Source organism: Streptomyces sp. 796.1 (assembly GCF_047525675.1).
Lineage (GTDB): Bacteria > Actinomycetota > Actinomycetes > Streptomycetales > Streptomycetaceae > Streptomyces.
In genome coordinates, this window is the sequence record NZ_JBLIWA010000032.1 from 60,111 (window position 1) to 85,433 (window position 25,323).

The window sequence follows — 25,323 nt, forward strand, 5'->3', positions numbered from 1 at the left end:
CCCCCCCCCCCCCCCCGGGCGGCCCACGGCGGGCCCGGCCGCCGGCGCCGCGACCGGCCGCGGCCCCGAAGCGGGGGCCTGGCCGGCGGCGCCCCCGAGCCAAGCTCCGAACCCACACGGGCCCGGCCCAGACGCCGACCCCACACGGGCCCGGAGCCAAGCCCCGAACCCACAAGCAGCAGGCCCGGGCCCGGAAGAACACCGGGCCCGGGCCGTACAAGAGCGCTTGGGGAGCGCGTTCTTAGCCGAGCGCCTGCGTCAGGTCGGCGATCAGGTCGTCGGCCGACTCGATGCCCACCGAGAGGCGGACCAGGTCGGCGGGGACCTCAAGGACGGAGCCCGCGGTGGACGCGTGCGTCATCCGACCGGGGTGCTCGATCAGGGACTCGACGCCGCCGAGCGACTCGCCGAGCGTGAACAGCTCCGCCCGGTTGCAGACGTCGATCGCGGCCTGCTCGCCGCCGGCGGCGCGGAAGGAGACCATGCCGCCGAAGGAACGCATCTGCTTGGCCGCGATCTCGTGGCCCGGGTGGTCCGGCAGGCCCGGGTAGTAGACCTGGGCGACCTTGGGGTGGGAGACGAGGAGTTCGGCGATCCGGGCGGCGTTCTCGCTGTGCCGGTCCATGCGGACGGCCAGCGTCTTGGTGCCGCGCATGACCAGCCACGCGTCGAACGGGCCGGCGACCGCGCCCATCGCGTTCTGGTGGTAGGCGAGTTCCTCGCCCAGCGCGCTGTCGGCGGTGATGAGCGCGCCGCCCACGACGTCGGAGTGGCCGCCCATGTACTTGGTGGTCGAGTGCACGACGACGTCGGCACCGAGCGCCAACGGCTGCTGGAGGTACGGGCTGGCGAAGGTGTTGTCCACCACCAGGCGCACGCCGGCCGAGCGGGCCACCTCCGCGATGACGGCGATGTCGGTGATGCCGAGCAGCGGGTTGGTCGGCGTCTCGACCCAGATCAGCTTGGTGTTCGGGCGGATCTGGGCCCGTACCGACTCCGGGTCCGAGCTGTCGGCGACCGACCACTGCACGCCCCACCGCTCGACGACCTTGGAGATCAGGCGGAACGTGCCGCCGTAGGCGTCGTTCGGGATGACGACGTGGTCGCCGGGGACCAGCAGCGCGCGCAGCAGGGTGTCCTCGGCCGCGAGCCCGGAGGCGAAGGCGAGTCCGCGGCTGCCGCCTTCGAGCGCCGCCAGGTTCTCTTCGAGCGCGGTACGGGTCGGGTTGGCGGACCGGCTGTACTCGTAGCCGCCGCGCAGCCCGCCCACGCCGTCCTGCTTGAACGTGGACACCTGGTAGATGGGCGGCACGACGGCACCGGTGGCCGGGTCGGCGGCCTGCCCCGCGTGGATGGCGAGCGTCTCGAAGTTCTGGGACGCGTGCTGGTGAGGGAGGTGGTCAGTCATGGGTTCGAGCGTAGTGCGCCGCCCCGGGAGGCTGCCGCCCCACACATCCGAACGGCGCGCTTACGCTGTAGGGAACAGGCCACTTCAGCGGGCCCCACCGGCCACCGGCGGGCCGGGGCCCGCGCCCGACGGGCCCGCAGTCCCCGCGCGGGGCGGCGGCGCCGGGGCCGGGCGGTGGCCTGGACAGCGGGCTGCGGGCCGTGCCGACGGCGGCTCGGCCCACGACATCACACGGGACGGGTCATGGAGTTTCTGCTCATCCTCATCGCCATCACCATGGTCGTCGGGGTGCTGGTCGTACCGGCGCTGCGCCGGCGGCGGGGCGGTCGCGATGCGGTGTCGGCCGCGCACCGGGCCACCGACCCGGGTGCGTACGGCTTCCTGCCCATCGAGCAGCTCGACGTGCGGCTGCCGGGGCGCGACGACGAGCTGGCCGAGACGCTGTCGGAGGTGGCGGCCAGCCAGGACTGGCGGCCGGTGTCGCGGCTGCTCGCGCACACCGACGCCACCTCCGAGCTGCGCTGGCAGCGGGTGCAGACGCTGGCCGGCGCCGCCGTGCACGACCTGGCGAGCAACCCGGGCCGGGGCGGCGTCTGGCTGCGCACCTGGCGCGTGGAGGCGCCCAAGGACCCGGGCGGCGCCGCGGTGCAGGCGGAGTTCCTGGCCCGGCAGGCGCTGCGCGACCCGGGCTCGCAGGACTTCACGATGATCCTGGAGGAGGCCCGCGCGGTCTGCGGCGAGGCCGCGCTGCTCGCCCCCGGCGACCCGGTGCCGTACCTGGTCGAGCTGCACGTGGCGCGCGGCCTCGGCTACCGCAGGGCCGACTTCGAGGAGCTGTGGGCGAAGGTCAAGGACCGGGCGCCGGACCACATGGGCGCGCACCTGGCCGCGCTGCCGTACTGGAGCGAGAAGTGGCACGGCTCGAAGGAGCTGGCCGACGCGTTCACGCACCGGGCGGCGGGCGCGGCCGGTGACAAGAGCCTGCTGCCCGCGCTGCCGCTGTTCGCGGTCTTCGAGCACCTGCCGGAGGCCAACCTGGTGCAGGGCCTGTACCGCAGCGCCGTGGTCACCCGGGCCATCGACGGCGCCCTGTTCGCGGTGCAGCGGGCGCCGGCCGACCACCCGGTGCTGCCGCACGTGCGGCACCTGCTGGCCTGGTTCCTGATCCGGGCCGAGCGGTACGCGGAGGCGATCGTCCAGCTCCGCCTGGTCGACGGGCACGTGGGCGCCCTCCCCTGGTCGTACCAGGCGGACCCGGCCGAGGCGTACGTGGCCTACCGGGCGCTGGCCGTCGCCGGCTGGGAGAGCGCGGGCGGCACGGCGGCGACGCTGCCGCAGGAGCCGCGGCCGTAACGTCTCGCGCGCGGTGCGCGCGCGTACGTCTGCCGCGCTCCCGCGGCGGTCCTCGGCTGCGTACGACATCGCCCGCGCGTGCGCCCGCGCGAGGGCCGTCCACCGGCCCAACCACCGACCCGCCCGCCAGCCCGCCGCCGGCGCCACCGTGGAATGCCCGCCGGGCACCACGCGTTATACGGGCGGCCGAACGCCCGCCCCGACTGGAGACACGATGCTGTTCAACCGCCACAAGAGCCAGCTCCCGTCCGCCGACGAAGCGCTGGGCGGCCGTGCGGAGCGGCCGTTCGCCGTGCCCGAGCGGCACACCGTGCTGGGCAACGCGCTGCTCGGCCCCTACCCGGACGGCCTGCTGGTCGCCGACTTCGGCCTCGGCTGTTTCTGGGGCGCCGAGCGCATCTTCTGGCAGGCCCCCGGCGTGTGGACGACCCTCGTCGGCTACCAGGGCGGCCACACCCCGCACCCCACGTACGAGGAGGTGTGCAGCGGTCTGACCGGGCACACCGAGGCGGTCCGCGTGGTGTACGACCCGAAGGCGACGTCGTACGGGGAGTTGCTGCGGCTGTTCTGGGAGTCGCACGACCCCACCCAGGGCTTCCGGCAGGGCAACGACGTCGGCACCCAGTACCGCTCCGCGCTCTACACGCACTCCGCCGACCAGGCGGCCGAGGCCGAGACCTCGCGCGTCGGCTACCAGTCGGTCCTCACCTCGTCCGGGTACGGCGAGATCACCACCGAGATCCTGCCGGCCGGCCCGTTCTACCCGGCCGAGGCGTACCACCAGCAGTACCTCGACAAGAACCCGGCCGGTTACTGCGGCATCGGCGGCACCGGCGTCTCCTGCCCGATCGGCGTGGCCCGCGCGGCGGACTGATCCGCAGCGGACCGCCCCGCAGCGGGCCCGCGCCACGCGGTGCTCGCGCGCACGGCGTACGACACCACCATCGGCATGACCGGTGCCACCGGCATCACCGGCCCCGTGGACCTCGGTCCGCGGGGCCGGTGGCACATCCGGCGGAGCCAACCCGCCGAAACCGCCCACCGCCCGCCGCACCACCAACCCGCCACCCGCGCGCCCACCGCCCCCCGTCCCACCGTCGGCGGCTGCGGTGCGCCGGCCGGGCACCCCTCCGGAGTCCGGCCGGCTCACCGACTGGTCCGCGTACGGCAGCGGACGCGCGGGTCGTACGGGTCAGGCAGATCTGCGAGGCGCGGTGGTCGCGCCTGGTGGGGGGCCGCTGCTAGTGCAGGGCGCCGCGCACCACCGCGCGCGATATGCGGTGCCTGGCCACCTCCGTCAGACCGTCCGCCCCGGCGAGGTGGGCGGGGCGGTTCGGCAGGGCGGCGAGGTCGGCGACGACGACCAGCTCACCACGGGTGGCGCGCAGCCACACCTGGTTGCCGACGAGGTCGGCGGGGACGGCGTAACTGGCCATGTCGTACGCCACCGTGTCCCGCTCGCCCACCCGCGCCTGCTGGCCGATGCCGAGCGTGCACGGGGCCGACGGCAGCGGGTGCAGCCGGTTGCGCTCGACCGCCAGGCGCTGGGCCGGGGTGGCGGTCTCGGACGCCTGCTCCGGGTCCACCTCGGCTTCGGTGGCCGGCCGCTGGCCCTGCCAGTGCCGCACCTGGCCGTTGAACCACTGCCCGAACTCCTGGCAGGCGGCCTGGAGTTCGGCGAAGGACGCGTACTCGCGCCGCAGGTCCGCGTCGGTGGGCGCCAGATCGGCGGCGGCGACGCGCACGCCGGCCTGGGTGCTGCCGCCCTCCGGGTCGTGCGGCACGCAGGTGCGCACCTTCATGCCGTAGTGCCGGCCGGCGGCGACCACGTCCGGGTGGCGGGTGCCGCCGTCCGGGCGCAGCCGGGTGAGCAGGTAGGTGGGGGCGCCGCCGAGCGTGGTGAGGGTGGAGTCCAGGCAGCAGACCAGGCTGCCGAGCGTACGGTCACGGCAGGGGATGACCACCCGGTAGCGGGACCAGGCCAGCCAGGCCGAGAACAGCGCGGTCCTGCGGGGCTCCCCGTCCGGGCCCGGCACCAGCGGCCCCGGCCCCCAGTCGTACTGCAACCACAGGCCGGGCTCGGCGACCCACGGCCGGTAGATGCGCCGACTGCCGCTGCGCCAGCGGGACTTGGCCTCGGCGACGACCCGGCGGGTGGTGCGCTCGCTGCCGGTGAAGCCCATCCGCACCAGCCGCTCGTGCGCCCGGACGGCGCTGATGTGCCCTTCGGAGCGGTCCACCCACTCCTCGATCTTCTCGGCGTACGCGTCCGCTAACCGGGACCGGCGGGAGGGGCCGGTGACCGGGCGTCCGGCGTCCCGGGCCGCGACGTAGCGGCGGACGGTCTTGGGGTCGCAGCCGACGATGCGGGCCGCGGAGTAGACGCTCTCGGTGGCGTCGTAGGCCACCAGGATCTCGATGATCTCGCGATCGGTCATCTTCATGCCGCCACCCCCGCGGGGGCGGGGTACGCCGTGGCGCACGGGGCGGCGGCGTACGGGGCGGAGTGGGCCGTCGCGTACGGAGCGGCGTCAAGGGCGGCGTACGGGGTGGGGTCGAGCGGGTCCGGGTGCACGGGCGGCATCCCGGAACGGGGCGCGAAGCGCTCACGAGTGAACATGGCAGGTGCTCTCTGTCTCGAACGAACGGTTGACGGTCGGCGCGCGGTGGCGCGCCGGGGTCAGCCGGGGTGTTCGACGACGTCGTGCGGGCGCTCGTGGAGCGGGGACGCGGTGTCGCGGGGGCGGCCGTCCGCGGTGCGCGGCGGCTGGAGGTCGGCGGCGGCGGGCAGGGCGCCCTTGTCGACGCCGCGCTTGGACGAGTGGTCGCCGCCGCCGTTGTGGCCGCAGTTCGACTGGGCGCCGGGGGCCGTGGGCCCGGCCGGGCCGGGCGTGCCGCACGGCGCCTGGTGCGGGGCGTGCGGGTGGCCGTCGCACCCCGAACCGTCGTGCGGCCGATGGGTGTGGACCGCGCCGCCGCACGGGTGGTGCGCGGCGTGCGGGGCGTCGGCGGTGGGCACGGCCCGGGCGACGGGCGGGATCGTCGGCGCGGCGAAGGACGTGGCCAGGGACGAGGCGAGGGACGTCGCCAGGGAGCGGGCGAGGCGCGGCCCGGCCGGCCCGCCGTGCGGGACGCAGGGTCCGTGGCGCCCCGCGCCGTGCGCGGCGCAGTCCGCGGTGGCCGCGGTGGTCGCGGTGGCTTCCGTGGCCGGGTGCTGGTCGGGGGCCGCGGGGGCGGCGGAGTGCCCGTGGGGCGCGTGCTGCGCGGCGGGCCCGTGCGGGGCCTGGCCGTGGGCCGTGCCGTGGTCCTTGCCGCTGTCGTGGGACGCGCCGCTGTTGTGGGACGCGCCGCTGTTGTGGCTCGCGCCGCCGTGCGGTCCCGCGCCCTGCTGGTGGGCGTGGTCACGGCCGTTGTCCGCGGGGCGGTGACCAGGGCGGACGCCCCGGCCGGGGCCCTCGCCGTGGGCCGGGCCGGCGTGGTCGCCCCGGCCGGGGCCCTCGCCACGGCCGGAGTTGGCGCCGCCGTGGCCCGGACGGCCTTGGTCGCCGAGGCCGTGGCCCGGGCGGTCGTTCAAGTCGAGGCCGTGGCCCGGACGGTCGTTCAAGCCGAGGCCGTGGCCGCGTCCCGGGCCCTTGCCGCGCCCCGGGCCGTTCCCCTGCCCGCGGTCGTGGGCCTTGCCCTCTGCGGGCCTGGTCGCAGTGTGGTCGCCCTTGGTCTTGGCGTGGCCACGCCCGCCCGGGTGCGCCGCGGCCTTGCCGTGCGGGCCCGCGCCCCTGCCGGGGGCGGCCTGCGCGGGGCCGGGGCCGGCGACCGGACTGTGCGTCGCCTTGCTCGCCTCGCGCGCCCCACCCGCCTTGCTCGACCGGTTCGGCGCGGTACGCGAACTCCCGTGCGCCTTGGCCGACTTGGCGGCCTGCCGGCCGCGTACCGAACCACCGTCCGCGACGCCGGTCGCACCCGCACCCGCCCCCACGCCCCGCTCCGTCGTGCGCTGCTTTCGCTGCGGCGCGGCGTGCGCCTGGCCCGTGGTGCGGGCGGCGGTCGGGGACTTGGTCTGGCGTTGGCCCGGCGGGTCGCTCGGGGCTGAGCGCTCGCCCTGCGGCTTGGGGTGCGGGCTGGCGTGGGCCGGGGCCGCGAGGACCGCCGCGAGTGCGAGGAATCCACCGACGACGCACAGCAGCAAGGCCGTACGTCGCGAGGCCGACGCACAGCGGCGCACGGCAACCCAGGCGGAGACACACGCCGTCACGGTGAGTTCCTCCCCCTTCGGCTCACGGAACTGGCGGTGCACGCATCGAACACGAACGTCCAGGGCCGTGCAACCCCCTTCACCCGGCGCGTTGTTGGCCGCACCGGCGCGTAAACAGGGCTCTCTCAACTGGCACCCGGTCACGGAACTCCCCTGCGTCACCCACAGCAGGCCCACAGCCTGCACCACCGCGCGGCCGACCGCGAGCCCCGCGGACGCATCCGTCGAACGCGGTACGCCGACCCGCACGACAGCCGCCCCCCGCCCCACCGCCCGGCCCCCGCGCCCCGGTTCCTCCCGCTTTCCGCAGGTGAACGGCGCCCTTCCGGGGCGGTGGCCGGCGGCGCGGCAGGCAGCAGGCCGGGGGCGGCGTTCTCGCCCGCACGCGCTGTCCGCCCGCCGCGTCCGCGCCGCCGGCCGCCGGCGCCCGGGCACCCACCCCGTCCGGCGCGCGGGCCGGGACGCCGGACAGTCACCCACCGTCGCACCACGAACCCCCATCCCCGGCCCGCCGCCCGCTCCTTTCCCGGCCCGCCTCCCAGCCGCTCCCCAGCGCCGCACTGCCGGGCCGCGCCCGACCCCCCACCCGAAGCGGCCCCCGAAACGCCCCCCGGGCCGGCCGCGCCCCCACCGCCCGCCGCCCGTCGGTCCACCCGCGCCGGGCCCCGTCCCGTCCGCAGCGCCCGCGTCCGCCAGGCCGTCAACCGGCCGCCGGGAGCCCCGCCCCCACGCGCACGAGCACGCGCGCACGAGCACGCGCGCACGAGCACGCGCGCACGAGCACGCGCGCACGGGCACGCGCGCACAGGGACGCGTACGCACCGACGCGCACGAGCCGGCCCGTACGAGCCCGCCCTACGAGCCCGCACGCGGCACGAGGAGGGACCACCGCGCCGCAAGATCCACTAACTGGCCGTTCTGGCAAGGGAGTTGGAATTGACCCCGGGGCGGGAGCGGGGCCGTGACGGGAAGACCGGCCGGCTGGTGGGGCGGGCCCGGTGGGCGGTTCGGCGGAGTGCTCTCCTCTTTCGCGCACCAGACTTCGACACGACTAACCTGGTGCCTCATGAACAGGGCGTCGCCACGTGCGCACACGGGGGCCGAGCAGGAGTCGGACACCCCTCTGGACGGGCGTGCCGAGCGCGCCGGGCCGCAGGGCCGCGCCGAGCGCGGGCCCGAGCGGGCCGACGACGTGCTGGCCCTGTCCCGGCTCGCCACCAGGCGCAACGCCGTACGGGCCATCCTGGACTGGCTCGCGCACCGCACCGGCGGTGTGGTGACGCTGCTCGACGTCGACGGCGAGCCGGCGGTCGCGCCCGCCCCCGAGGCCAGCGCCGCGCTGCGGGCCGCGGCCGACGCGGTCGTCGAACTGCACCGGCGCGGCACCCCGTCCGCGGTGCTCACCGAACCACTCGCGGAACCACTCACCGAACCGCTCACCGACGACGCCCGCCAGGCGGCGCGCCCCCCGGCCGTCGTCGCCCCTCGCCAGACGGCGCAGTCCGGCACCACCGCCGGGTCGCGCACCGTGTTCCTGGTGTCGTTGGCCGCGGGCGCGGGCCCCGGCGCCGAGGGCGGTCCGCGCCGGCCGCCGCCCTACCTCGTCCTGATCACCCCCGACGCCGCCACGGAGACCGCGGGCGGCGCCACCGCCCACAGCACTGACGCCGCCCCGGGGCCGCGGGCGCAGCGCCCGCACGTGTTGCTGGCCGACGCGGCCCGCACGCTCGGGCTGTGCTGGCGACTGGAGGAGGCCGAGCGGGACCGGCTGCGGGTGGCGACCGCGGAGGCGCACAGCCGGGAGGCGGTGCTGCACCTGTTGATGGTCGGCAGCGTGCCGGCGGCGCACCGGATCGCCGCCGCGCTGCGCCCGCCGCTGCCCCAACTCGCGTACGTGTACGTCATCGAGTGCCCCGACCAACGGCGGTACGAGGTCGCCGAGCGGATCGAGCACGCCGCGCGCGGGCGGGCGTGGATCGTGCCCTGCCCGGTGCGGCCGACCCATCTGATCGCCCTGGTGCCGGCCACGTCGGAGGCGGAGCCCGCGCCGGACGAGGAGGCAGGCGCCGAGGTGACGGCCGGGGTGGGGCGGGCCCCGTCGGCCGCCGGCGCGCTCCCCGGGCCCGCCGCCCAAGGCGGTGACTGCGCGGCCGACCTGCTGGCGGCCTACGGGCAGTTGCCGGGCGCCGCGCACCGTACTCCCCCGCCCCGCCCCGGCCCGGCCGATGCTCCCCCGTCCCGTCCGGGCCCGCCCCGTACCGCCCCGTCCGGCGCCGGTCGGGCGAGGCCGGTGGCGCCCGGCATCCGGGGGCTCGACCGGGACATCGCCGAGCGGGTGCCCGAGTGCGTGATCGGGGTCAGTGGTGAGGTGCCGCTGCGGGAGACCCCGATCGGTTACGAGCAGGCGTTCCACGCGCTGGCCGTGGCCCGCACCGCGCCCAGCGGCCGGGCCAGCTTCCAGCGCGACTCCGACCTGTCGCCGCTCGCGGTGGAGCAGGGGGTGCGCTGGGCGCGGGAGTTGTTGGCGCCGTGCGTGACGTACCTGCCGCCGCGGCGGGCCGACCCCGGCGGTGACGAACTGCTCGGCACGCTCGGCTCCTGGCTGACCTTCGGCAGCGCCGCCAGCCGCCATCTGAAGATCCACCGCAACACGCTCGCCGCCCGGGTACGGCTCATCGGCGATCTCCTCGAACTCCGCCTCGACCGGCTGGCCGGCCAGTCGGCGGCCTGGCTGGCCCTGCAACTGCGCTCGGTCCCCGTCGCCACCACCGCCCGGCAGCCGACGCCGACCCTGGAGGCCCTGCTGGCCACCCCCGCGGTCGAGGTGTGGGCGCGGGCCAGGCTCAGGCCGCTGGAGCGGGCCAACCTGCCGTCGGGCACCGACACGGTACGCGCCTGGCTGCGGGCCGACGCGAAGCTGTCGCCGGCCGCGAGCGCGCTCGGCATCTCGCTGCCCGGCGCACGCAAGCGGCTGACCAGGGCGGAAGAGGCCCTGGGCCGCTCCCTCCTGCACGCCCCGAGCGCCAAGCACGAACTGTGGCTTGCGATGCGGGCGCTCGGCTCGCTGTGAGCGGGGCGTCGTAGCCCTGGCCCGTGGGGGGCCGGGGCAAGGGGGCGGCCCGCGGGCGACGGTCCGCGGCGCCGGCCCGCGGCCACCGAACCGCGGTGACCGGTCCGTACACCCGGCCCACGGCCGGCAGGCGGCCGGGATCGCCGGTACGCAGCCGGCGGCCGGCCCCCGCCGAACACCCGCGAAGGCCCGCTGCGGGCGACCCGCCCCGTCTGCGGCCGGGATCGCCGGTACGCAGCCCATGCCCGGCCCCGCCGAACACCCGAAGGCCCGCTGCGGGCGACCCGCCCCCCGTCCGCCCCGCCGGCGCGCCCCGACCACCCGGTACGCGGCCACGGGCCCCGCCCCGGGGGTAACCCCTCGCCCAGCGGCAGCACGCCCCCACCGGACACCCGCACGCCCGCTGCGGACGACCCGGCAGGCGCTCGCCCCGCGGTGAACGGGTCACCGCACCCCGCACCCGTCAAGACCGACGGCCCGGGAGGGGCGGGACCCACGGTTTCCCCCTGCCCAGTGGCAGCGCCCGCGCGCCTGCGGGCGGCGGGCAGGCGCACCGGTAGGTGTCCCGGCCTGGTCTCCACCGGGGCGGGGCCCGGTGGGCCGGGACAGCGCCTGGTCGGGCGGGGTCGGGGCGGGGCAAAGATGCCATGGGGCGGGCCCGGATATCGATTTCGTCTCGGCCGGTCGGCCCGCCCCTGTCCCAGCGGGGCTGACCTGCGGCGACGGCGGATTCGGCGGCTCGTTACCCGTACGTCCTTCAATCACCGGTCGGTGGGCAACCAGCAACCGCAATGACTGTGCACTCTGTTCCTCGCCTCCGTGCGGCAGGGGCGCCTAATGTCCAGGCCAAGGCCCCGGCGGGCTGGTCCGGCGGCACACCTCACCCCTCCCTGATGAGGCGCGCGCGGCCCTCCCCCCATCCGTGCCGCTGCGCCCCGCCACCGCAGCCCGCCGGTGCCCGGTCGGAGCTCACCCTCGAAGCAGACAGGACCGCTGATGAGCCACCACCACGATTCGCTCCTCGCCCGCCAGGACCCCCGGCTCGACATCAGCGACCTCTACGTCTTCCGCGGCGACCGGGGCACCGTCTTCGTCCTCAACATCAACCCGCTCTCCGGCACGGGCGGCTTCCACGACGACGAGAGCCTGTACGAGATCAAGATCGACACCGATGGGGACGGCGTCGAGGACATCACGTACCGGTTCACCTTCGCGCCCATCGCCTTCGCGCCCTTCAGCACGCGCGGCAGCCAGCGGTGGGAGCTGCGCCGGTTCGACGGGGCGGCGGCGCGGGACCGGGACGCCGCCGGCACGGTGCTGCTGCGCGGGGTGACCGGGGAACCGTCGGAGTTGGTGCGGCCGGCCGGCGACGGGCCCGGAGGCGAGGCCGACGGCGGGCTGCGGGCGTGGGCGGGGCAGGCCGGCGACCCGTTCTGGATCGAGGGCACGGTGGTCACCGCGGTCAAGACCGCGCTCGCCGACGGCACGGCGCCCGACCTGGCCGACTTCGACCCGCGGCAGGCGAAGAACCTGTTCGCCGACACCGACGTGCAGGCCATCGTCCTTGAGGTGCCCGACGCCGACCTGGCCGGCGCCCAGCAGATCGGCGTGTGGGGGGTGAGCGTGCTGGCCACCGACGCGGGCGGCTGGCGGCAGATCAACCGCTGCGCGACCCCGCTCCTCAACACCCTGTTCGTCCTCGAAGACGCCGACCGGCACATCGACTTCAACGCGACCGTGCCCGGCGAGGACCGGGAGCGGTACGGGGCCGAGGTGCAGGCTGCCGTGGAGCGCGGCGCCGCCGCCGTCGGCGCGGTCGCCGACCCCGCCGCGCACGCCGCCCACGTGCGCGACCTGCTCTTGCCGGACATCCTCAGGTACGAGGTGGGCAGCAAGGCCCACTTCGGGTGGGAGCAGCGCAACGGGCGCGCCCTCACCGACTGCACCCCGGAGGCCATGTTCGCGCTGGTGCTCGGCGCGCCGGTCAGCATGGGGCTGGACGCGAGCGCGGCTACGGGGGTGCCGCGTGACGTCTTCCCCTACCTGGCCCCGTCGAAGGCGGAACGGTGACCGGCCGTTCCGCCACCGCGGCGGCCCGCACCCCTCGCTGGGTGCTGGCCGCCGCGGACGATCCCGCCGCGGTGCGCGCCCGCTGGCAGGCCGACCCGCGGTGCTGCGTGTCGCTCGCCACCGGCCGCACCTTCGACGCGGTCACCCTGGACCTGCGGACCGGCATGGAGGTCATCGACCTGCTGCGGCGCCGGGTCGGCGGCCTCGCCGCGGCCAGGGCCGCCAGGCCGGGGCCGGCCGCGCACCCGGCGGTGTCCGGCAGCGCCCGCCGCCCGGCCCGGCCGCGGCCCGTGCTCTTCCCGACCCTGGTCGACGGCGCGCGTGGCCGGATGCGGCTGTTGCTGCCGCGCGGCGCGGCCCGCTGGCTTGGCGGGCTGCCGGCCGCGCGGGACGTGGAGTACCACGGCGCGGGCACGCCGATCGCCGTTCCCGGGCCGGCCGCCGCGGCCGTTGCCGGTGGCGCGGGGCCGGCCTGGGCGGTGCGTCCCGGCGCCCCCGTGGAGCGGCTGCGCGGCCAGCTCGGCCCGCTGGCCGCGGCCCTGGAGACCGCCCGGCTCACCGTCGGCTGGTGCACCGGCCCGACCGTCGAGAGTCAGCCGTACGCCGGGGTCAGGTAACCCCCCGGCACCCTTACGGCGTCGTACGGAGGGGGCCGCATTTCGCCCCCGACCAGCACGAGCGCACCAACGTACGGGGAGGAACCAGTGGCACGACTGACCTTTCGGCAGGCCCGCGAGGAGGATCACGCACCGATCGTGGCGGCGATCAGGACCTGGTGGGGCGGGACCCGCACGCCGGACGAGGCCCGCGAACTGTCCCTGCTGTTACCCCGGCTCTTCCTCCAGCACTTCGCTGCCACCAGCCTGATATTGGAGGGCGCCGACGCACCGGCCGGCGCCGGGAGCCGCGCCGCCGGCGGCGGGCCCGCCGGCCCCGGCCACGAGTCGGGCGGGGCCGCGGGGGCCGCGCCGGGCGGCGTGGGCGCGGTCGGCGCGGCGGTCGACGGGGGCGCGACCGGCGTGGCGGCCGGCGTGGCCGGAAACTTACCCCCGGCGCGGTCGGGTGGTGGGCACCCGGGCGGCGCCCGACCGGCGGGCCCGGCGGCCGACGGCGCACTGTGGGTGGACGAGTCCGCCGCGGCCGGGCTGCACGCGGCCGGCGGGCTACGGACCGCGGACGCCGGCGACCGCCCCGGCCGGCCGCTCGCCGGCTTCCTGATCGGCTTCCACTCGCCGGACCGGCCCGGCACCGCCTACATCCACTTCGTCGGCGTCCACCCGGGGCTGCGCCAGCACGGCATCGCCCGGGCGCTGTACGGGCGGTTCTTCGCCCGGGCCACCTCGGCCCGCCGGCCTGAGGTCCGGGCGATCGTCTCACCGGCCAACAAGCCGTCCATCGCCTTCCACCACGCCATGGGCTTCGTACCGGACGGCGGCGACTACGAGAGCGACGGCGTCCCCGTCCACCGCGACTACGACGGCCCGGGCCACGACCGGATCAGCTTCCGCCGACTGCTGAGCGGGGCACCTGCGGTGGCTGGCTAGCGGGCGCGGCGGGCCGCACGGCGGGCGGCGGGACGGCTGGGCGCGGGCCCGCCGCGGGACACCGGGGCGGGCCCGCCACCGGCCAGCGGGGCCAGGGCCCGCGGCCTCCCCACCGACCAGCACCGCCGCCCGCCCCGCCCGCCGGCACCACCGCACGTCCCCGCCCCACCCCGGGGCGGGCCAACGCTCCCAGGCGTCGGGCCACTTGAGGTCACGCTCGGCCCGACGCCTGGGGCTCACCCCGACGCCTGGGGCTCACCCCGTCGCCTGGGGCTCGCCCCCCTCGGGACCGCAACGCCCGCGACCGTACGCGGCCGGGGAGCCGCACACCGCAGGCCGTACGCGACCGGGACCGCACACCGCAAGCCACACGCAGCCGGGCCCATACACGAGAGCTCACTCGCGGCCGGGGCCCATACACCGCAGGCCACAGTCAGTCGGGCCCCGCCCCGGGAGCTCGTACGCGGTGGCCCGCACGCCAAAGCAACGCGCGGGCCCCTCCCGCGGGGCGTGACAGCGACCCCCGAGGCACGGGACAGTGGCGCGCCGGCCCGCCGCGGCATACGACCGCAACCCCCGAGGCACGGCCCCGCCACCCCGCAGGGCGCCGCAGGGCGGCGGCTACGACCCGAGGATCGTGGTCAGGAACTCCCCCGTCCAGGCGAGGAGTTCGCGGCCGACGACCGGCTTGCCGCCGATCTTGCCGGTGGTCGGGCGGGGCACCAAGACCTGGTGGGCCGTCGGCTTGAGCACCGCGCGCGGGTGCAGCCGCTTCAGCCGCAGCTCCTGCGACTCGCGCAGCTCGACCGGACCGAAGCGCACCTGGTTGCCCTGCAACGTGATGTCGCTGACCCCGCACGCCCTGGCCAGCAGCCGCAGACCCGCGACGAGCAGCAGGTTCTCCACCGGCTCGGGCAGCGGCCCGTACCGGTCGGTGAGCTCCTCGCGGACCGCGGTGATGTCCTCCTCGGAGTTGGCCGAGGCGATCGAGCGGTACGCCTGGAGGCGCAGTTGCTCGCCGGGCGCGTAGTCGTGCGGGACGTGCGCGTCCACCGGCAGTTCGATCTTCACCTCAAGTGGCGGCTCCTCCTCCACGCCGCCCTCCAGGGTCGCCCGGTAGTCGGCGACGGCCTCGCCGACCATCCGTACGTACAGGTCGAAGCCGACGCCCGCGATGTGACCCGACTGCTCGCCGCCGAGCAGGTTGCCCGCGCCGCGGATCTCCAGGTCCTTCATCGCCACGTACATGCCGGCGCCCATCTCGGTGTGCTGGGCGATGGTCGCGAGGCGCTCATGCGCGGTCTCCGTCAGCGGCTTCTCCGGCGGGTACAGGAAGTACGCGTAGCCGCGCTCGCGACCGCGGCCCACCCGGCCGCGGAGCTGGTGCAACTGGGAGAGGCCGAAGTTGTCGCCGCGCTCGACGATCAGGGTGTTGGCGTTGGAGATGTCGATGCCGGACTCGACGATGGTGGTGGAGACCAGCACGTCGAACTTCTTCTCCCAGAAGTCCACCACCACCTGCTCCAGGGCGCTCTCGCCCATCTGCCCGTGTGCGGTGGCGATGCGCGCCTCGGGCACGATCTCGCGCAGCTTGGCGGCGGCCCGGTCGATGGACTCGACCCGGTTGTGGATGTAGAAGACCTGGCCCTCGCGGAGCAGTTCGCGGCGGATGGCGGCGCCGATCTGCTTCTGCTCGTACGGGCCGACGAAGGTCAGCACCGGGTGCCGCTCCTCCGGCGGGGTGGTGATGGTGGACATCTCGCGGATGCCGGTGACGGCCATCTCCAGGGTGCGCGGGATGGGCGTGGCGGACATGGTCAGCACGTCCACGTTGGCCCGCAACTTCTTGAGCTGCTCCTTGTGTTCGACGCCGAACCGCTGCTCCTCGTCGACGATGACCAGACCGAGGTCCTTGAACTTGGTCTCGGCCGAGAACAGCCGGTGCGTGCCGATGACGATGTCCACCGAGCCGTCCCGCAGCCCTTCGAGTACGGCCTTCGCCTCGGTCTCGGTCTGGAACCTGGACAGCGCCTTGACCTTGACCGGGAACTGCCCGTACCGCTCGGTGAAGGTCCCGAAGTGCTGCTGCACCAGGAGCGTCGTCGGTACGAGCACGGCGACCTGCTTGCCGTCCTGCACCGCCTTGAACGCGGCCCGCACCGCGATCTCCGTCTTGCCGTAGCCGACGTCGCCGCAGATCAGCCGGTCCATCGGGACCGACTTCTCCATGTCCTCCTTGACCTCGGCGATGGTGGTGAGCTGGTCGGGCGTCTCCGCGTACGGGAACGCGTCCTCCAACTCGCGCTGCCAGGGGGTGTCCGGGCCGAAGGTGTGGCCGGGGGCGGCCATCCGTGCCGAGTACAGCTTGATCAGGTCGGCGGCGATCTCCTTGACCGCCTTCTTGGCCCGCGCCTTGGTCTTGGTCCAGTCGGCGCCGCCGAGCCGGTGCAGGGTGGGCGCCTCGCCGCCCACGTACTTGGTGACCTGCTCCAACTGGTCGGTGGGGACGAAGAGTCGGTCGCCGGGCTGGCCGCGCTTCGCCGGCGCGTACTCCACCAGCAGGTATTCGCGGGTGGCGCCCTGCACGGTGCGCTGCACCATCTCGATGTAGCGGCCCACGCCGTGCTGTTCGTGCACGATGTAGTCGCCGGCCTGGAGGGTGAGCGGGTCGATGGTCTTGCGGCGCCTGGCGGGCATCCGGGCGCCGTCCTTGCCGGCCGCCTTCTGGCCGGTCAGGTCGGTCTCGGTGAGCACCGCGAGCTTGAGGCCCTGGTCGATGAAGCCGCGCTCGATCGCACCGCAGGACACGTGCACCAGCGACGGTGCGATCTCCCCCAGGTCCGGGTCGAGCCGGGCCGCGATGCCCTCGCCGCCCAGCACCTCCACGGTGCGCGAGGCCGGGCCGTGGCCCTCGGTGAGGTAGACCGTGCGCCAGCCGTCGGACAGCCAGCCCTTGGTGTCGGCGAGCGCGCGGGCGATGTCGCCCCGGTACAGCTCGGGGGCGCGCATCCCGAGGGTGAGAGTGTCGCCGCCGGGGCCGTCGCCGGCCGCGTCGAACTCGCCGTCACCGGCGGCGAACGGCGAGATGGACCACCACATCATGCCCAGCTCGCGGGCCCGGTCGCGGAGGTCGGCGATGCCCCACAGGGACGCCGCGCCCAGGTCGATGGGGGCCTCGCCGCCGCCGGCGGACGCCGCCCAGGAGGCGGCCAGGAACTCCTGGCTGGTGGCGACCAGGTCGGCCGCCCTGGTCCGCACCCGCTCCGGGTCGCACACCACGCCCATCGCGCCCGCGGGCAGCACGTCGATCAGCAGCTCCATCTCGTCCACCAGCACCGGGGCCAGCGACTCCATGCCGTCGACGGCGATCCCCTCGGCGATCTTGCCGAGGAGTTCGCCCAGCTCGGGATGGGACTCGGCGAGCGCGGCGGCCCGCTCCCGCACCTCCTCGGTGAGCAGCAGCTCACGGCAGGGCGGCGCCCACAGCCCGTGCTCGGCCACTTCAAGGGACCGCTGGTCGGCCACCTTGAAGTACCGGATCTCCTCGACCTCGTCCCCCCAGAACTCCACCCGCAGCGGGTGCTCCTCGGTGGGCGGGAAGACGTCCAGGATGCCGCCGCGCACGGCGAACTCACCGCGCTTCTCGACCAGTTCCACCCGGGCGTACGCGGCGGCGGCCAGCCCGTCGACCACGGCCCCCAGATCCGCGCTCTGCCCACTGCGCAGCGCCACCGGAACCAGCTCGCCGAGCCCCTTGACCTGCGGCTGGAGCACCGCGCGGATGGGCGCGACGACCACGCTGACCGGGCCTGCGGTGGGGTCGTCGGCGGCCGGGTGGGTCAGCCGGCGCAGCACGGCGAGGCGCCGCCCGACGGTGTCCGAGCGCGGCGAGAGCCGCTCGTGCGGCAGCGTCTCCCAGGAGGGGTACTCCGCGACGCTGTGCTCGGCGCCCGCGGGCATCAGCGACCGGACGGCGGCGGCCAGGTCCTCGGCCTCCCGCCCGGTCGCGGTGACGGCGAGCACCGGCCGCCCGGCGGAACGGGCGAGCGCGGCCACCGCGAGCGCCCGCGCGGCGGGCGGCCCCACCAGGTCGAGGTGCATCCGGTGACCGTCCGTGGCCGCGCGCACCGCCTCGGCGAGCGCGGGATCGTGGACGACGGCATCGAGCAGACCGTGCAGGCTCATCTAGGGCTTCCCGTCCCGGGGCTGGACAACGCGAACGGCCCGGCGCGGCCTCAAGGAGGGCCAGAGCGGACCCCCCACCCACGGCGGGGAATCCGGCGAAGCCGGGATGCCTTCAGAGTACGACGGGGGTGTGACAACGCTCCACGCGTACCGCTGGGCGCGGGGCCGGGCGAAATGGCTTGGCTCGGGTCACCTACAGAAGGGCGAGCCTTCTGGACGCCCCAGGATCACAGTGGCCAAGCGATGACCTGCACGATATACAGGCGCTCCAGCCGTACCACTGTCAGGTACTGGAACATGCCTCCGGGCAGGATCTCCTCCTGGAGACCTACCGAACGCCCCTGGTGGTTGACACCGTCGAGGTGCAGCGCAGCCGCGGCCCGGACCAGTTCGTCTGCGCGCTCCTCCAATTGGGCGATGAACGCCAGGTCCGGTGTGTCCCCGATGACGTGATGCGCATCCGGGTCGTACTCCCAGCCCCAATCACCCATTGGTCACCCGAGCCCTCGCAGCGTCCATGATGGCTCGGATCTCGTTCATGGCCGCGCGCCATGCCACATCGTCGCGGTCCAGTGACTGCACGGCATCTTCAGCCGCATGCAGCCGCCGTGCGATGTCCGGAAACCGCTCGACCTCGATGATCGTCGCCCACTTGAGCTGGTACATGGCGATGGGGCCGAAGCTGTTGGCCCGGGTGGCCATGGTGAAGACGGTGTCACGTTCCGTCGTCATCTCAGGAAGCCGCGTGGGTGCTACGCGCGCCAGCGCGGCCCGGAGCGCCGGGAACGTTCTCTCCGGCCGCGGGATCAGGGCCTCGCCTTCGGGGCACACCGGTTGTGTCGTCATGGGTCCTCCTGTGACTTCTGCGACCCACCGTACGGGGTACCCACCACCTGGCGGGGAGTTCCAGACGCTTCTGGCACCCCCGGCAAGATCGCCCGTAATGCGGAGGCTGGGTCCTCCGCGTAGAAGCGGAAGGCGCGGGCCTCGGCGCGCCGGCCGAGGGCGCGTACGTACGGGACCGGCTCGGTCAGCTCGACGATCACCGTGGTCAGGCCGGCCACGGCCACGTCGGCCACGCCGTTCTCGTCCGGTGCGGCGAGGGGGCCGTTGGGGTAGGTCCGGTCGAGGCGGACGGCTGCGATGCGATCGGCGGGGATGCGGATGTCCAGCAGAGCGCCGTAGCGCAGGCGCAGCGAGCCGTCGGCTCCCCGCACGTGCGGCCGGACCACGCACGACGCGTGCAGGGCGAGCAGGAAGAAGCAGCCCCAGACGTCGAGGACGAGGGTGACGGCGTGCACCACCGGCCAGGGGATCACGCGGGCGAGGGCGACCGTCTCGACGACGCAGACGAAGAACACGCCGTACAGGGTCGCGGCCTGGGCCGGCGCGTACGGAAGGGCATGGTCGCCGCTGTGGACGCCGTGCGGCCCCCGGCGGGACACCCAGCGCAAGAAGCTGCTGACCAGCGCGATTTCGTGGCCGATCAACCTGCGCACGGGGGCGGGGACGCCGTCGGCAACCGCGGCCAGGAACGCGGGGCGGCCGTCGAGCCCGCCCCGGCGGTGTCGCCGGTAGTCGAAGAAGAGGAGCGTGGTCGCCCCGGCCGTGAAGGCGATCACGGCGAGTTCCACCGCCAGCCGCGCGGCCGGGGGGACGGGCACTCCGCCCACCACGCACCCGAGGAGCGCGAGTTCACCCGCCGCGACCGCGGCGAAGCCCGCACGCACGGCCTGCCTCAGCGCCCTCACCCCGCACGCTCGCCGAACAACTCGATGGCGCGGCGTACGGCCGCCGCCTGGGCGGGCGCGAACTCCGCGAAGAGGGCGTCCGCGAAACCGCCCGCCGCAGTCGATCCGCCCTCGCCTCCCGCAGCGGTCATCGCCCGCACCGCCTCGTCCGGGATGCATTCGACGAGGGCCCGGGCGGTCTCCTCCACCCGTGGGTCGTCCTCGGCCGCCCCCGCCAGCGCGTCCATCCGCGCGTACACCGCGTAGGCGCGCCCCATGGCCTCGGCGTCGGCACTCATCCCCTGCCCCATGGCATGGAGCCAGTCGCGCTCCCGGGCCGGCGCACCGGTCTCCAGCAGGGCGAGCAACTCCCGCTCCTTGGCCGCCATCGCGGGCTCCGGCCCCGGCAACCGCGCTGCGGCACGGGTCATGCCTTCGAAGAGGGAGGCAAGTGCGGGAGAGACGGGCGTCTCGGCGGGCAACTGTCCGTTCTGCCGGGCCTGTTGGAGGAGCGAGCCGAGGCGGTTACGCCGCTCCTGGATCTCCTTCTCCTGGCGGGCCAGGTCCGCATCCAATTCGGCAAGGATCTCGACGAGGTCCTTGCCCGCGTCATCCGCCACGGCGGCCTTCACTTCGTCCAGGCTCAGCCCGAGATCGGTCAGCCGGCGAATACGGGCCAGTTCGACGGCGTCCCGCAGCGTGTATTCGCGATATCCGTTGGACTGCCGAGGAGGCTCGGGCAGCAGTCCGATGCGGTGGTAGTGCCGCACTGCGCGGGTGGTGATGCCGACTGCGCCGGCGAGCTCTCCAATTCTCATGGCGCCAGTAGAAACGTTGCCGTTACGACAAGGTCAAGCGGTTGTGGTGGTGGGTGGTCGGTTCTGGTGAGTGGGGGTGCCGGCTGGCGGCCGGCTGCGGGCGGGGCCGGGGCGGTGGCCCGCCCGGGGGTTCCCGGTCGCCCGCTTCGCAGCCTGGCCCCCTGCCGTGCGGAGAGAGGGCCAGTCACCGTCTTCACCTCTTGCGTTTGTCCCGGCCCGGGCCCGGCACGGGCATGCCTTCGACGAGGAGGGCGGGTTCGACGGCGAGGAGGCGGGTGCGGAGGGCGTGGACGAGGGCGACGCGTTCGAGGTTTTCCACCGCTGACCATTCGACGTCGACTTCGTCGCGGGGGAGGCTGGCGAAGGCGTCCTCGGGGGCGCTGCCGCCGTCCAGGATGAAGGCGAGTTCTTCGTCCTGTTCGCCCTCGATGGCGGGTTGCTGGTCGACGGCGAGGAGCGCGGGTTCCTTGGGGAGCGTGATGCCGAGCGCGTCGGCGACGCGGCGGGCGGCGGCAGGGATCGACTCCCCGGGCCGGACGATGACGCCGGGCGGGCAGGCCCAGCCGTCGCGTACGACCTGGAGTACGCGCGGCCACATGCCAAGCGGTGCGAAGTACTTGGGGTTCTCCACCGGGCAGCGGACCAGCAGGAACACCCAGATCTCGCGGTGGGGGTTGGGTGAGTGGGGGGCGTTCAGGGGGTGTACGAGTTTCACGCGGCTTCGCTTCCGTGGGTGAGGGCTTGCAGTCCGGCGCAGGATCGGGGCACCCGGTCGTCGAGGGTGATGAGCCCGTACGCGGCCCGACCGTCCGACCAGCACCAGCCCTCGACGGTCTCGTACTCCGCGCGAAGGCGGTTGGGGCACAGGACGTCGCTGCGCAACGCGTCCGGATCGAACATCGACTTCTGGTACGCGTCGTGGAACTCGACGTCCGTCACGGGAGACCATGTGCCGTCCTCGCCAAAGCTGAGGAAGAAGCGCAGCGGGGTACCCATGATCAGGACGCGGTGAGTGCCGTCCATCAAGCGCCCCCGGTCAGCGTCTTGTTGGGCTGATTGCGGTGCTGCGGGCAACGGCACGGAGGCCAGGCGCCGGTGACCGCCTCGCGGAAGGCGTCGGCACATGTCTGGTCGCTGTCGACGGAGGTCACGGTGACGACCGTGGCTTCCGGGTCGGGCGGTCCGCTTTCGCCTAGGCGGCGGCGATATACGCGCAACCTCATCAAATGTTCCGCCATGACCCCATCTCCCTTTCCAGCAAAGGCAGTTGATCGTCTCCGTGTTCGAGGCTCGGCGGCCGAAAGGGAACGCACGTTCCTCTCCGTAGCGGTCCGACTACCGAGATGAGTCAGCGTCCCCTAGAGTCAAAGCGTCTTCAACTTGCTATTGCTGCTCGGAGATCGAGGCGATTGCGCATGCATCGGAAGGATGTAGATCCTGAGGGATCACCCAGTGCACGATTCGGAATTCTCGTCCGCAGGATGCGGGACGAAAGAGGGTGGACACAGGACGAACTCGGCGAGCGCGCCGGGTGCTCCGGAACGCACATCTCGGCCGTCGAAACTGGCCGACGGCCCCCCACTCTCCGTTTTGCTCGTGGCCTCGACAAGGCCATGGGAACCGGGGACCTGTTCGAGCGGCACAGCAAGGCGGTGCGCCACACGACGCTCATAGAGGGATTTCCCGCCTGCGTCGCCCACGAGAGGCGGGCAGCGGAAATCCGACTGTTCGAGATCGGCATCATTCCGGGGTTGCTCCAGACACCCGCGTACGCCCGCGCCATCGCGGAAGGCGATGTGCGACGGGGCAACATCACTCCGGAACAGGCCGATGATCGAGTCGCGTTCCTTGCGAGGCGGCAGGCGGCAGTGCAGCGGCCGAACCCGCCCACGATGATTGTGGTGTTAGACGAGAGCTGCATCCGTCGCCCCGTCGGGGGTGAGAAGGTCATGCGTGAACAGCTCGACCACGTTGCGACGTTCGCCACACTGCCGAACACCATGCTGCAAGTAGCCCCGTACATCATGGGCGAGTTGCGGCCGTTCAACCTGCCGATCACGCTGTTGACGCTTCCGGACCGGAATGTGGTTGCGTACGCGGAGTCGCAGGCACAGGGGCATCTGGAGCGGGAAGCGGGCCTCGTGATGGCCACACTCGCGGACTACCATCAACTCCAGGCTGAGTCCCTGTCCCAGGCCGATTCCGTGGCCATGATCAACCAGTTACGAAAGGGCACCCCATGACGACCGACACCCCCCGCTGGACCAAGTCCTCCTACAGCTCCAACGGTGGACAGTGCGTCGAGGTGGCCGCCAACCTTGCCACGCACGGCACCGTGCCCGTCCGCGACAGCAAGGACCCTCAGGGTCCGGCCCTCGCGTTCGGCACCACCGCATGGACCGCGTTCGTGGCAGGCGTGAAGGCCGGCGACTTCAACGCCTGACCCCGCCGCCCCGTACGCCTAGGCCCCCGACCGCGCTCCCAACGGTCGGGGGCCTTGGCGTACTAGCCCACCTCGCGCGTGCTGTAGCAGAGTTGAGTAACCCCAACCAGAAGGGTCGTGCCTCATGACCGATGGATGGATCAAGTCAAGCTACAGCGACAACGGCGGCAACTGCATCGAGTGGGCCCCGGCGCGGGCGGCCACGACCGGCACCGTGCCCGTCCGCGACAGTAAGGACCCGCACGGGCCCACCCTGGCCTTCGGCATCACCGCGTGGAACACCTTCGTCTCGGGCGTAAAAGCCGGCGACTTCAACGCCTGACCCCGCCACCGCACCCACCCCGCCAGGAACCCTCCCCTCTCCCCGCAACGTCCTCCAGAGAGGACGACGTAGAGAGCGGGGGCACAACCATGTGGTTAGGCGTGGCGTTTCTGCTGGCGAGTTTCTCGGTGTTCGTGCGCAGCGTTTACGAGGTCGTGCTCAGGCGGCGGCTCCGGCGGGACGGGGTGCGGGTCGAGGGGGTGGTGGTGCGGCACCGTGAAGAGGTCAAGGAAGAGGGTGTGTCGCGCTTCGCGGTCGTCGGGTTCGTTGACGCGCAGGGGCGTTCGCACGAGTTCGAGCGGTGGGCGTCCGGGGTCAGGGGGCTGCCCGTCGGGGGAAAGGTGCGCGTGCACTACCTTCCCGACTCGCCGGACAGCGCACGCATCGACCTGCCGTCCCTGCGGAGCTTCCTCGGACTCGCGGTTCCCCTCGTGGTCAGTGCGGGGTTCACCGCGACGCTGGGCGTCGCGGTGTTCCAGATGGCCTTCTCCGACGGGGGCTGAGCCGCCACCGAGCCCGCCGCCCCGCCCTCGTACGCCGCGCCGCCGGACGCGCCGCCCGCCCCGTACGACGGCCCCGTACGACGGCCCTGTACGCCCGCCCCGTACGACGGCCCCGTACGACGGCCCTGTACGCCCGCCCCGTACGACGGCCTCGTACGACGACGGGCCCGTACACCACCTCGTACGACGGGCCCGCGCGCCCGGCCCCCTACCCCTCCCCCGGGAAACTCGCGAAGTACGCCGCCGCCCCGTCCTCCGCGCCGTGGCCCTGGGACTCCGCGCGGCGCAGGCGTTCGGCCGCTGCCTCGGCCAGGTCCAGGCGGACGCCGGCGCGGGCCGCGGCCTCCGCGATCAGCGTCGCGTCCTTGCGGGCCGCGGAGACCGTGAAGCTCGCGGGGTAGTCGTCGGCCAGGATGAGCGCCGACTTCATGCGCAGGTAGCCGGAGTCCAGCGGGCCGCCCGCCACCGCGTCCAGGAAGGACTGCGGGTCGACGCCGAGGGCACGGGCCAGGGCCAGGGACTCGCCGGCGCCGTTGATGAGGGTGAGTACCCAGTTGTTGACGACCAGTTTCAGCGCGCTCGCCGCGCCCATCGCACCGTCGTCGGCGACCCACAGGACGCGCTGGCCGACGGCCGCGAAGACCCGTTCGGCCTGGGCCCGTACGGCAGCGGGGCCGGCCGCCAGGATCGTCAACGCGCCCTGTTCCGCGGGGAGTTTGGTGCCGAGTACGGGCGCGTCCACGAAGGTCAGGCCGTGTTGCGCCGCGTGCTCGGCCAGCGCCCCGATCGCCGTCACGCCCACCGTGCTCGACTGGAGCCACAGCGTGCCGGGCCGCAGCGCCGGCGTCGCGGCGCGGATCGCCTCCAGTGCCGCGTCGCCGTCGTACAGCATCGTCAGGACGACGTCCGCGCCCTCCACCGCCGCCGCCGGTGTGTCCGCCACGCTCGCGCCGTCCGCCGCCAGCGGCTCCGCCTTGGCGCGGGTGCGGTTCCACACCCGTACGGCGAACCCACCGGCCGTAAGGAGGTTACGGGCCATCGGCGCGCCCATGGTGCCGGTGCCGAGCACCGCCACGGTGAGCTGCTGTGGCGGGGCCGTCTCGGTCGTGATCGTCTCGGTCATGGGGGCACGGTAGGACTTCGAGCGGGCTCCAGGGCAAGGGGCGCGCGGGCCCCGACCGGCAGCAACCCGGCAGCGGGCCGGTGGGCTGCTGGGCGCGGGCGGGCGGGCTTGTGGGGGCTCGCCCTGCGGTTCCGCTCGGCCCGGCGGGGCGTGGCCACCGACGCCCGGCCCCGGGGCCCCGCCCCGTACGGAGACCCGCACACGCACCCCGCACCCAAAAAGAAAATGCGGCGGCCACCTCGGGATGGCCTCCGAGGTGACCGCCGCGGCGGCGGACCATCCCCATGGCACCCGCCGTCTGGTGGCCGTACGGCCGGCTCACCGGGGGACGGTTTCGCCGGGCCGTACGGCCGGTTCTTGGGGGCCGCGCCCCGGGTTGAGGGGGCGCGGCCCTGCGGTTCGCCGCCGCGTGCGGGGCGGACCTGGTGGGCGGCGCTCGGGGCGGCGCCCGCGGGGTCATCTGGAAGGGGACCGGATGACTCCGGAGGGTCGGCGCCGGGCGGGG

At 74.5% G+C, this 25,323-nt stretch carries 23 protein-coding genes; 10 read left to right on the top strand and 13 right to left on the bottom strand.

Annotated elements, in window-relative coordinates; genetic code table 11:
- Positions 1-241: 241 nt before the first annotated feature.
- Positions 242-1,408 (bottom strand): cystathionine gamma-synthase, encoded by a 1,167-nt coding sequence (locus tag ACMA1D_RS21675; protein WP_414725672.1) that lies wholly within the window; start codon positions 1,406-1,408, stop codon positions 242-244.
- 243 nt (positions 1,409-1,651) lie between these two features.
- On the opposite strand from ACMA1D_RS21675, the gene ACMA1D_RS21680 reads away from it, so the two are divergent.
- Both ACMA1D_RS21680 and msrA read left to right on the top strand, forming a co-directional pair.
- Complete coding sequence (locus ACMA1D_RS21680) at positions 1,652-2,761, top strand: hypothetical protein (protein WP_414725673.1); 1,110 nt, start codon at positions 1,652-1,654, stop codon at positions 2,759-2,761.
- A gap of 214 nt (positions 2,762-2,975) precedes the next feature.
- On the top strand, positions 2,976-3,635 hold the full coding sequence (gene msrA / locus ACMA1D_RS21685) for a peptide-methionine (S)-S-oxide reductase MsrA (RefSeq protein ID WP_414725674.1): 660 nt from the start codon (positions 2,976-2,978) through the stop codon (positions 3,633-3,635).
- A 367-nt stretch (positions 3,636-4,002) separates the two neighbouring features.
- Here the strand turns inward: msrA and ACMA1D_RS21690 are convergent, their stop codons facing one another.
- Genes ACMA1D_RS21690 through ACMA1D_RS21700 form a run of 3 tightly spaced genes read right to left on the bottom strand, consistent with a single transcriptional unit; the run spans position 4,003 to position 7,010 of the window.
- On the bottom strand, positions 4,003-5,205 hold the full coding sequence (locus ACMA1D_RS21690; RefSeq protein ID WP_414725675.1) for a Mu transposase domain-containing protein: 1,203 nt from the start codon (positions 5,203-5,205) through the stop codon (positions 4,003-4,005).
- Positions 5,202-5,381 carry a hypothetical protein gene (locus ACMA1D_RS21695; protein ID WP_414725676.1) on the bottom strand — a complete coding sequence of 60 codons (180 nt, stop codon included), beginning with the start codon at positions 5,379-5,381 and terminating at the stop codon, positions 5,202-5,204. Before ACMA1D_RS21695 ends, ACMA1D_RS21690 begins: the two co-directional genes overlap by 4 nt.
- A gap of 60 nt (positions 5,382-5,441) precedes the next feature.
- A complete protein-coding gene (locus ACMA1D_RS21700) occupies positions 5,442-7,010 on the bottom strand; it encodes a hypothetical protein (RefSeq protein WP_414725677.1) in 1,569 nt (522 codons plus the stop codon).
- Positions 7,011-8,076: 1,066 nt separating this feature from the next.
- On the opposite strand from ACMA1D_RS21700, the gene ACMA1D_RS21705 reads away from it, so the two are divergent.
- The 4 genes from ACMA1D_RS21705 to ACMA1D_RS21720 all read left to right on the top strand — a co-directional run bounded on the left by ACMA1D_RS21705 (position 8,077) and on the right by ACMA1D_RS21720 (position 13,694).
- On the top strand, positions 8,077-10,080 hold the full coding sequence (locus ACMA1D_RS21705) for a helix-turn-helix domain-containing protein (RefSeq protein ID WP_414725678.1): 2,004 nt from the start codon (positions 8,077-8,079) through the stop codon (positions 10,078-10,080).
- Between the two features lie 996 nt (positions 10,081-11,076).
- Entirely contained in the window at positions 11,077-12,150 is a 1,074-nt protein-coding gene (locus ACMA1D_RS21710; protein ID WP_414725679.1) for a DUF4331 family protein, read from the top strand.
- Positions 12,147-12,767: a bifunctional DNA primase/polymerase gene (locus tag ACMA1D_RS21715; protein ID WP_414725680.1), complete on the top strand. Its 621-nt coding sequence runs from the start codon at positions 12,147-12,149 to the stop codon at positions 12,765-12,767. Before ACMA1D_RS21710 ends, ACMA1D_RS21715 begins: the two co-directional genes overlap by 4 nt.
- Before the next feature lie 87 nt (positions 12,768-12,854).
- The gene (locus ACMA1D_RS21720; RefSeq protein ID WP_414725681.1) at positions 12,855-13,694 is read left to right on the top strand and encodes an N-acetyltransferase family protein; all 840 of its coding nucleotides are present in this window, start codon (positions 12,855-12,857) and stop codon (positions 13,692-13,694) included.
- 621 nt (positions 13,695-14,315) lie between these two features.
- On the opposite strand, the gene mfd is transcribed toward ACMA1D_RS21720, so the two are convergent.
- From mfd to ACMA1D_RS21760, 8 genes are all read right to left on the bottom strand, one after another.
- On the bottom strand, positions 14,316-17,879 hold the full coding sequence (gene mfd / locus ACMA1D_RS21725) for a transcription-repair coupling factor (protein ID WP_414725682.1): 3,564 nt from the start codon (positions 17,877-17,879) through the stop codon (positions 14,316-14,318).
- Positions 17,880-18,106: 227 nt separating this feature from the next.
- Complete coding sequence (locus ACMA1D_RS21730) at positions 18,107-18,370, bottom strand: hypothetical protein (protein WP_414725683.1); 264 nt, start codon at positions 18,368-18,370, stop codon at positions 18,107-18,109.
- Positions 18,363-18,725 (bottom strand): hypothetical protein, encoded by a 363-nt coding sequence (locus ACMA1D_RS21735; protein ID WP_414725684.1) that lies wholly within the window; start codon positions 18,723-18,725, stop codon positions 18,363-18,365. Before ACMA1D_RS21735 ends, ACMA1D_RS21730 begins: the two co-directional genes overlap by 8 nt.
- On the bottom strand, positions 18,722-19,543 hold the full coding sequence (locus tag ACMA1D_RS21740) for a hypothetical protein (RefSeq protein ID WP_414725685.1): 822 nt from the start codon (positions 19,541-19,543) through the stop codon (positions 18,722-18,724). The genes ACMA1D_RS21735 and ACMA1D_RS21740 overlap by 4 nt, the downstream gene beginning before the upstream one ends.
- A gap of 83 nt (positions 19,544-19,626) precedes the next feature.
- Positions 19,627-20,427, bottom strand: a complete 801-nt coding sequence (locus tag ACMA1D_RS21745; RefSeq protein WP_414725686.1) for a MerR family transcriptional regulator — start codon at positions 20,425-20,427, stop codon at positions 19,627-19,629.
- A 193-nt stretch (positions 20,428-20,620) separates the two neighbouring features.
- Positions 20,621-21,142 carry a hypothetical protein gene (locus ACMA1D_RS21750; protein ID WP_414725687.1) on the bottom strand — a complete coding sequence of 174 codons (522 nt, stop codon included), beginning with the start codon at positions 21,140-21,142 and terminating at the stop codon, positions 20,621-20,623.
- Entirely contained in the window at positions 21,139-21,450 is a 312-nt protein-coding gene (locus ACMA1D_RS21755; protein WP_414725688.1) for a hypothetical protein, read from the bottom strand. Before ACMA1D_RS21755 ends, ACMA1D_RS21750 begins: the two co-directional genes overlap by 4 nt.
- Positions 21,450-21,665, bottom strand: coding sequence for a hypothetical protein (locus ACMA1D_RS21760; protein ID WP_414725689.1), 216 nt, complete (start codon positions 21,663-21,665; stop codon positions 21,450-21,452). Before ACMA1D_RS21760 ends, ACMA1D_RS21755 begins: the two co-directional genes overlap by 1 nt.
- Before the next feature lie 177 nt (positions 21,666-21,842).
- Between ACMA1D_RS21760 and ACMA1D_RS21765 the strand changes: the two genes are divergently transcribed.
- The 4 genes from ACMA1D_RS21765 to ACMA1D_RS21780 all read left to right on the top strand — a co-directional run bounded on the left by ACMA1D_RS21765 (position 21,843) and on the right by ACMA1D_RS21780 (position 23,695).
- Positions 21,843-22,670: a helix-turn-helix domain-containing protein gene (locus tag ACMA1D_RS21765; RefSeq protein ID WP_414725690.1), complete on the top strand. Its 828-nt coding sequence runs from the start codon at positions 21,843-21,845 to the stop codon at positions 22,668-22,670.
- Positions 22,667-22,870 carry a DUF397 domain-containing protein gene (locus ACMA1D_RS21770; protein WP_414725691.1) on the top strand — a complete coding sequence of 68 codons (204 nt, stop codon included), beginning with the start codon at positions 22,667-22,669 and terminating at the stop codon, positions 22,868-22,870. The genes ACMA1D_RS21765 and ACMA1D_RS21770 overlap by 4 nt, the downstream gene beginning before the upstream one ends.
- Before the next feature lie 124 nt (positions 22,871-22,994).
- Positions 22,995-23,192 carry a DUF397 domain-containing protein gene (locus ACMA1D_RS21775; protein WP_414725692.1) on the top strand — a complete coding sequence of 66 codons (198 nt, stop codon included), beginning with the start codon at positions 22,995-22,997 and terminating at the stop codon, positions 23,190-23,192.
- 101 nt (positions 23,193-23,293) lie between these two features.
- Positions 23,294-23,695 carry a DUF3592 domain-containing protein gene (locus ACMA1D_RS21780; RefSeq protein ID WP_414725693.1) on the top strand — a complete coding sequence of 134 codons (402 nt, stop codon included), beginning with the start codon at positions 23,294-23,296 and terminating at the stop codon, positions 23,693-23,695.
- A gap of 208 nt (positions 23,696-23,903) precedes the next feature.
- Here the strand turns inward: ACMA1D_RS21780 and ACMA1D_RS21785 are convergent, their stop codons facing one another.
- Positions 23,904-24,818: an NAD(P)-dependent oxidoreductase gene (locus ACMA1D_RS21785; protein WP_414725694.1), complete on the bottom strand. Its 915-nt coding sequence runs from the start codon at positions 24,816-24,818 to the stop codon at positions 23,904-23,906.
- Positions 24,819-25,323: the final 505 nt, after the last annotated feature.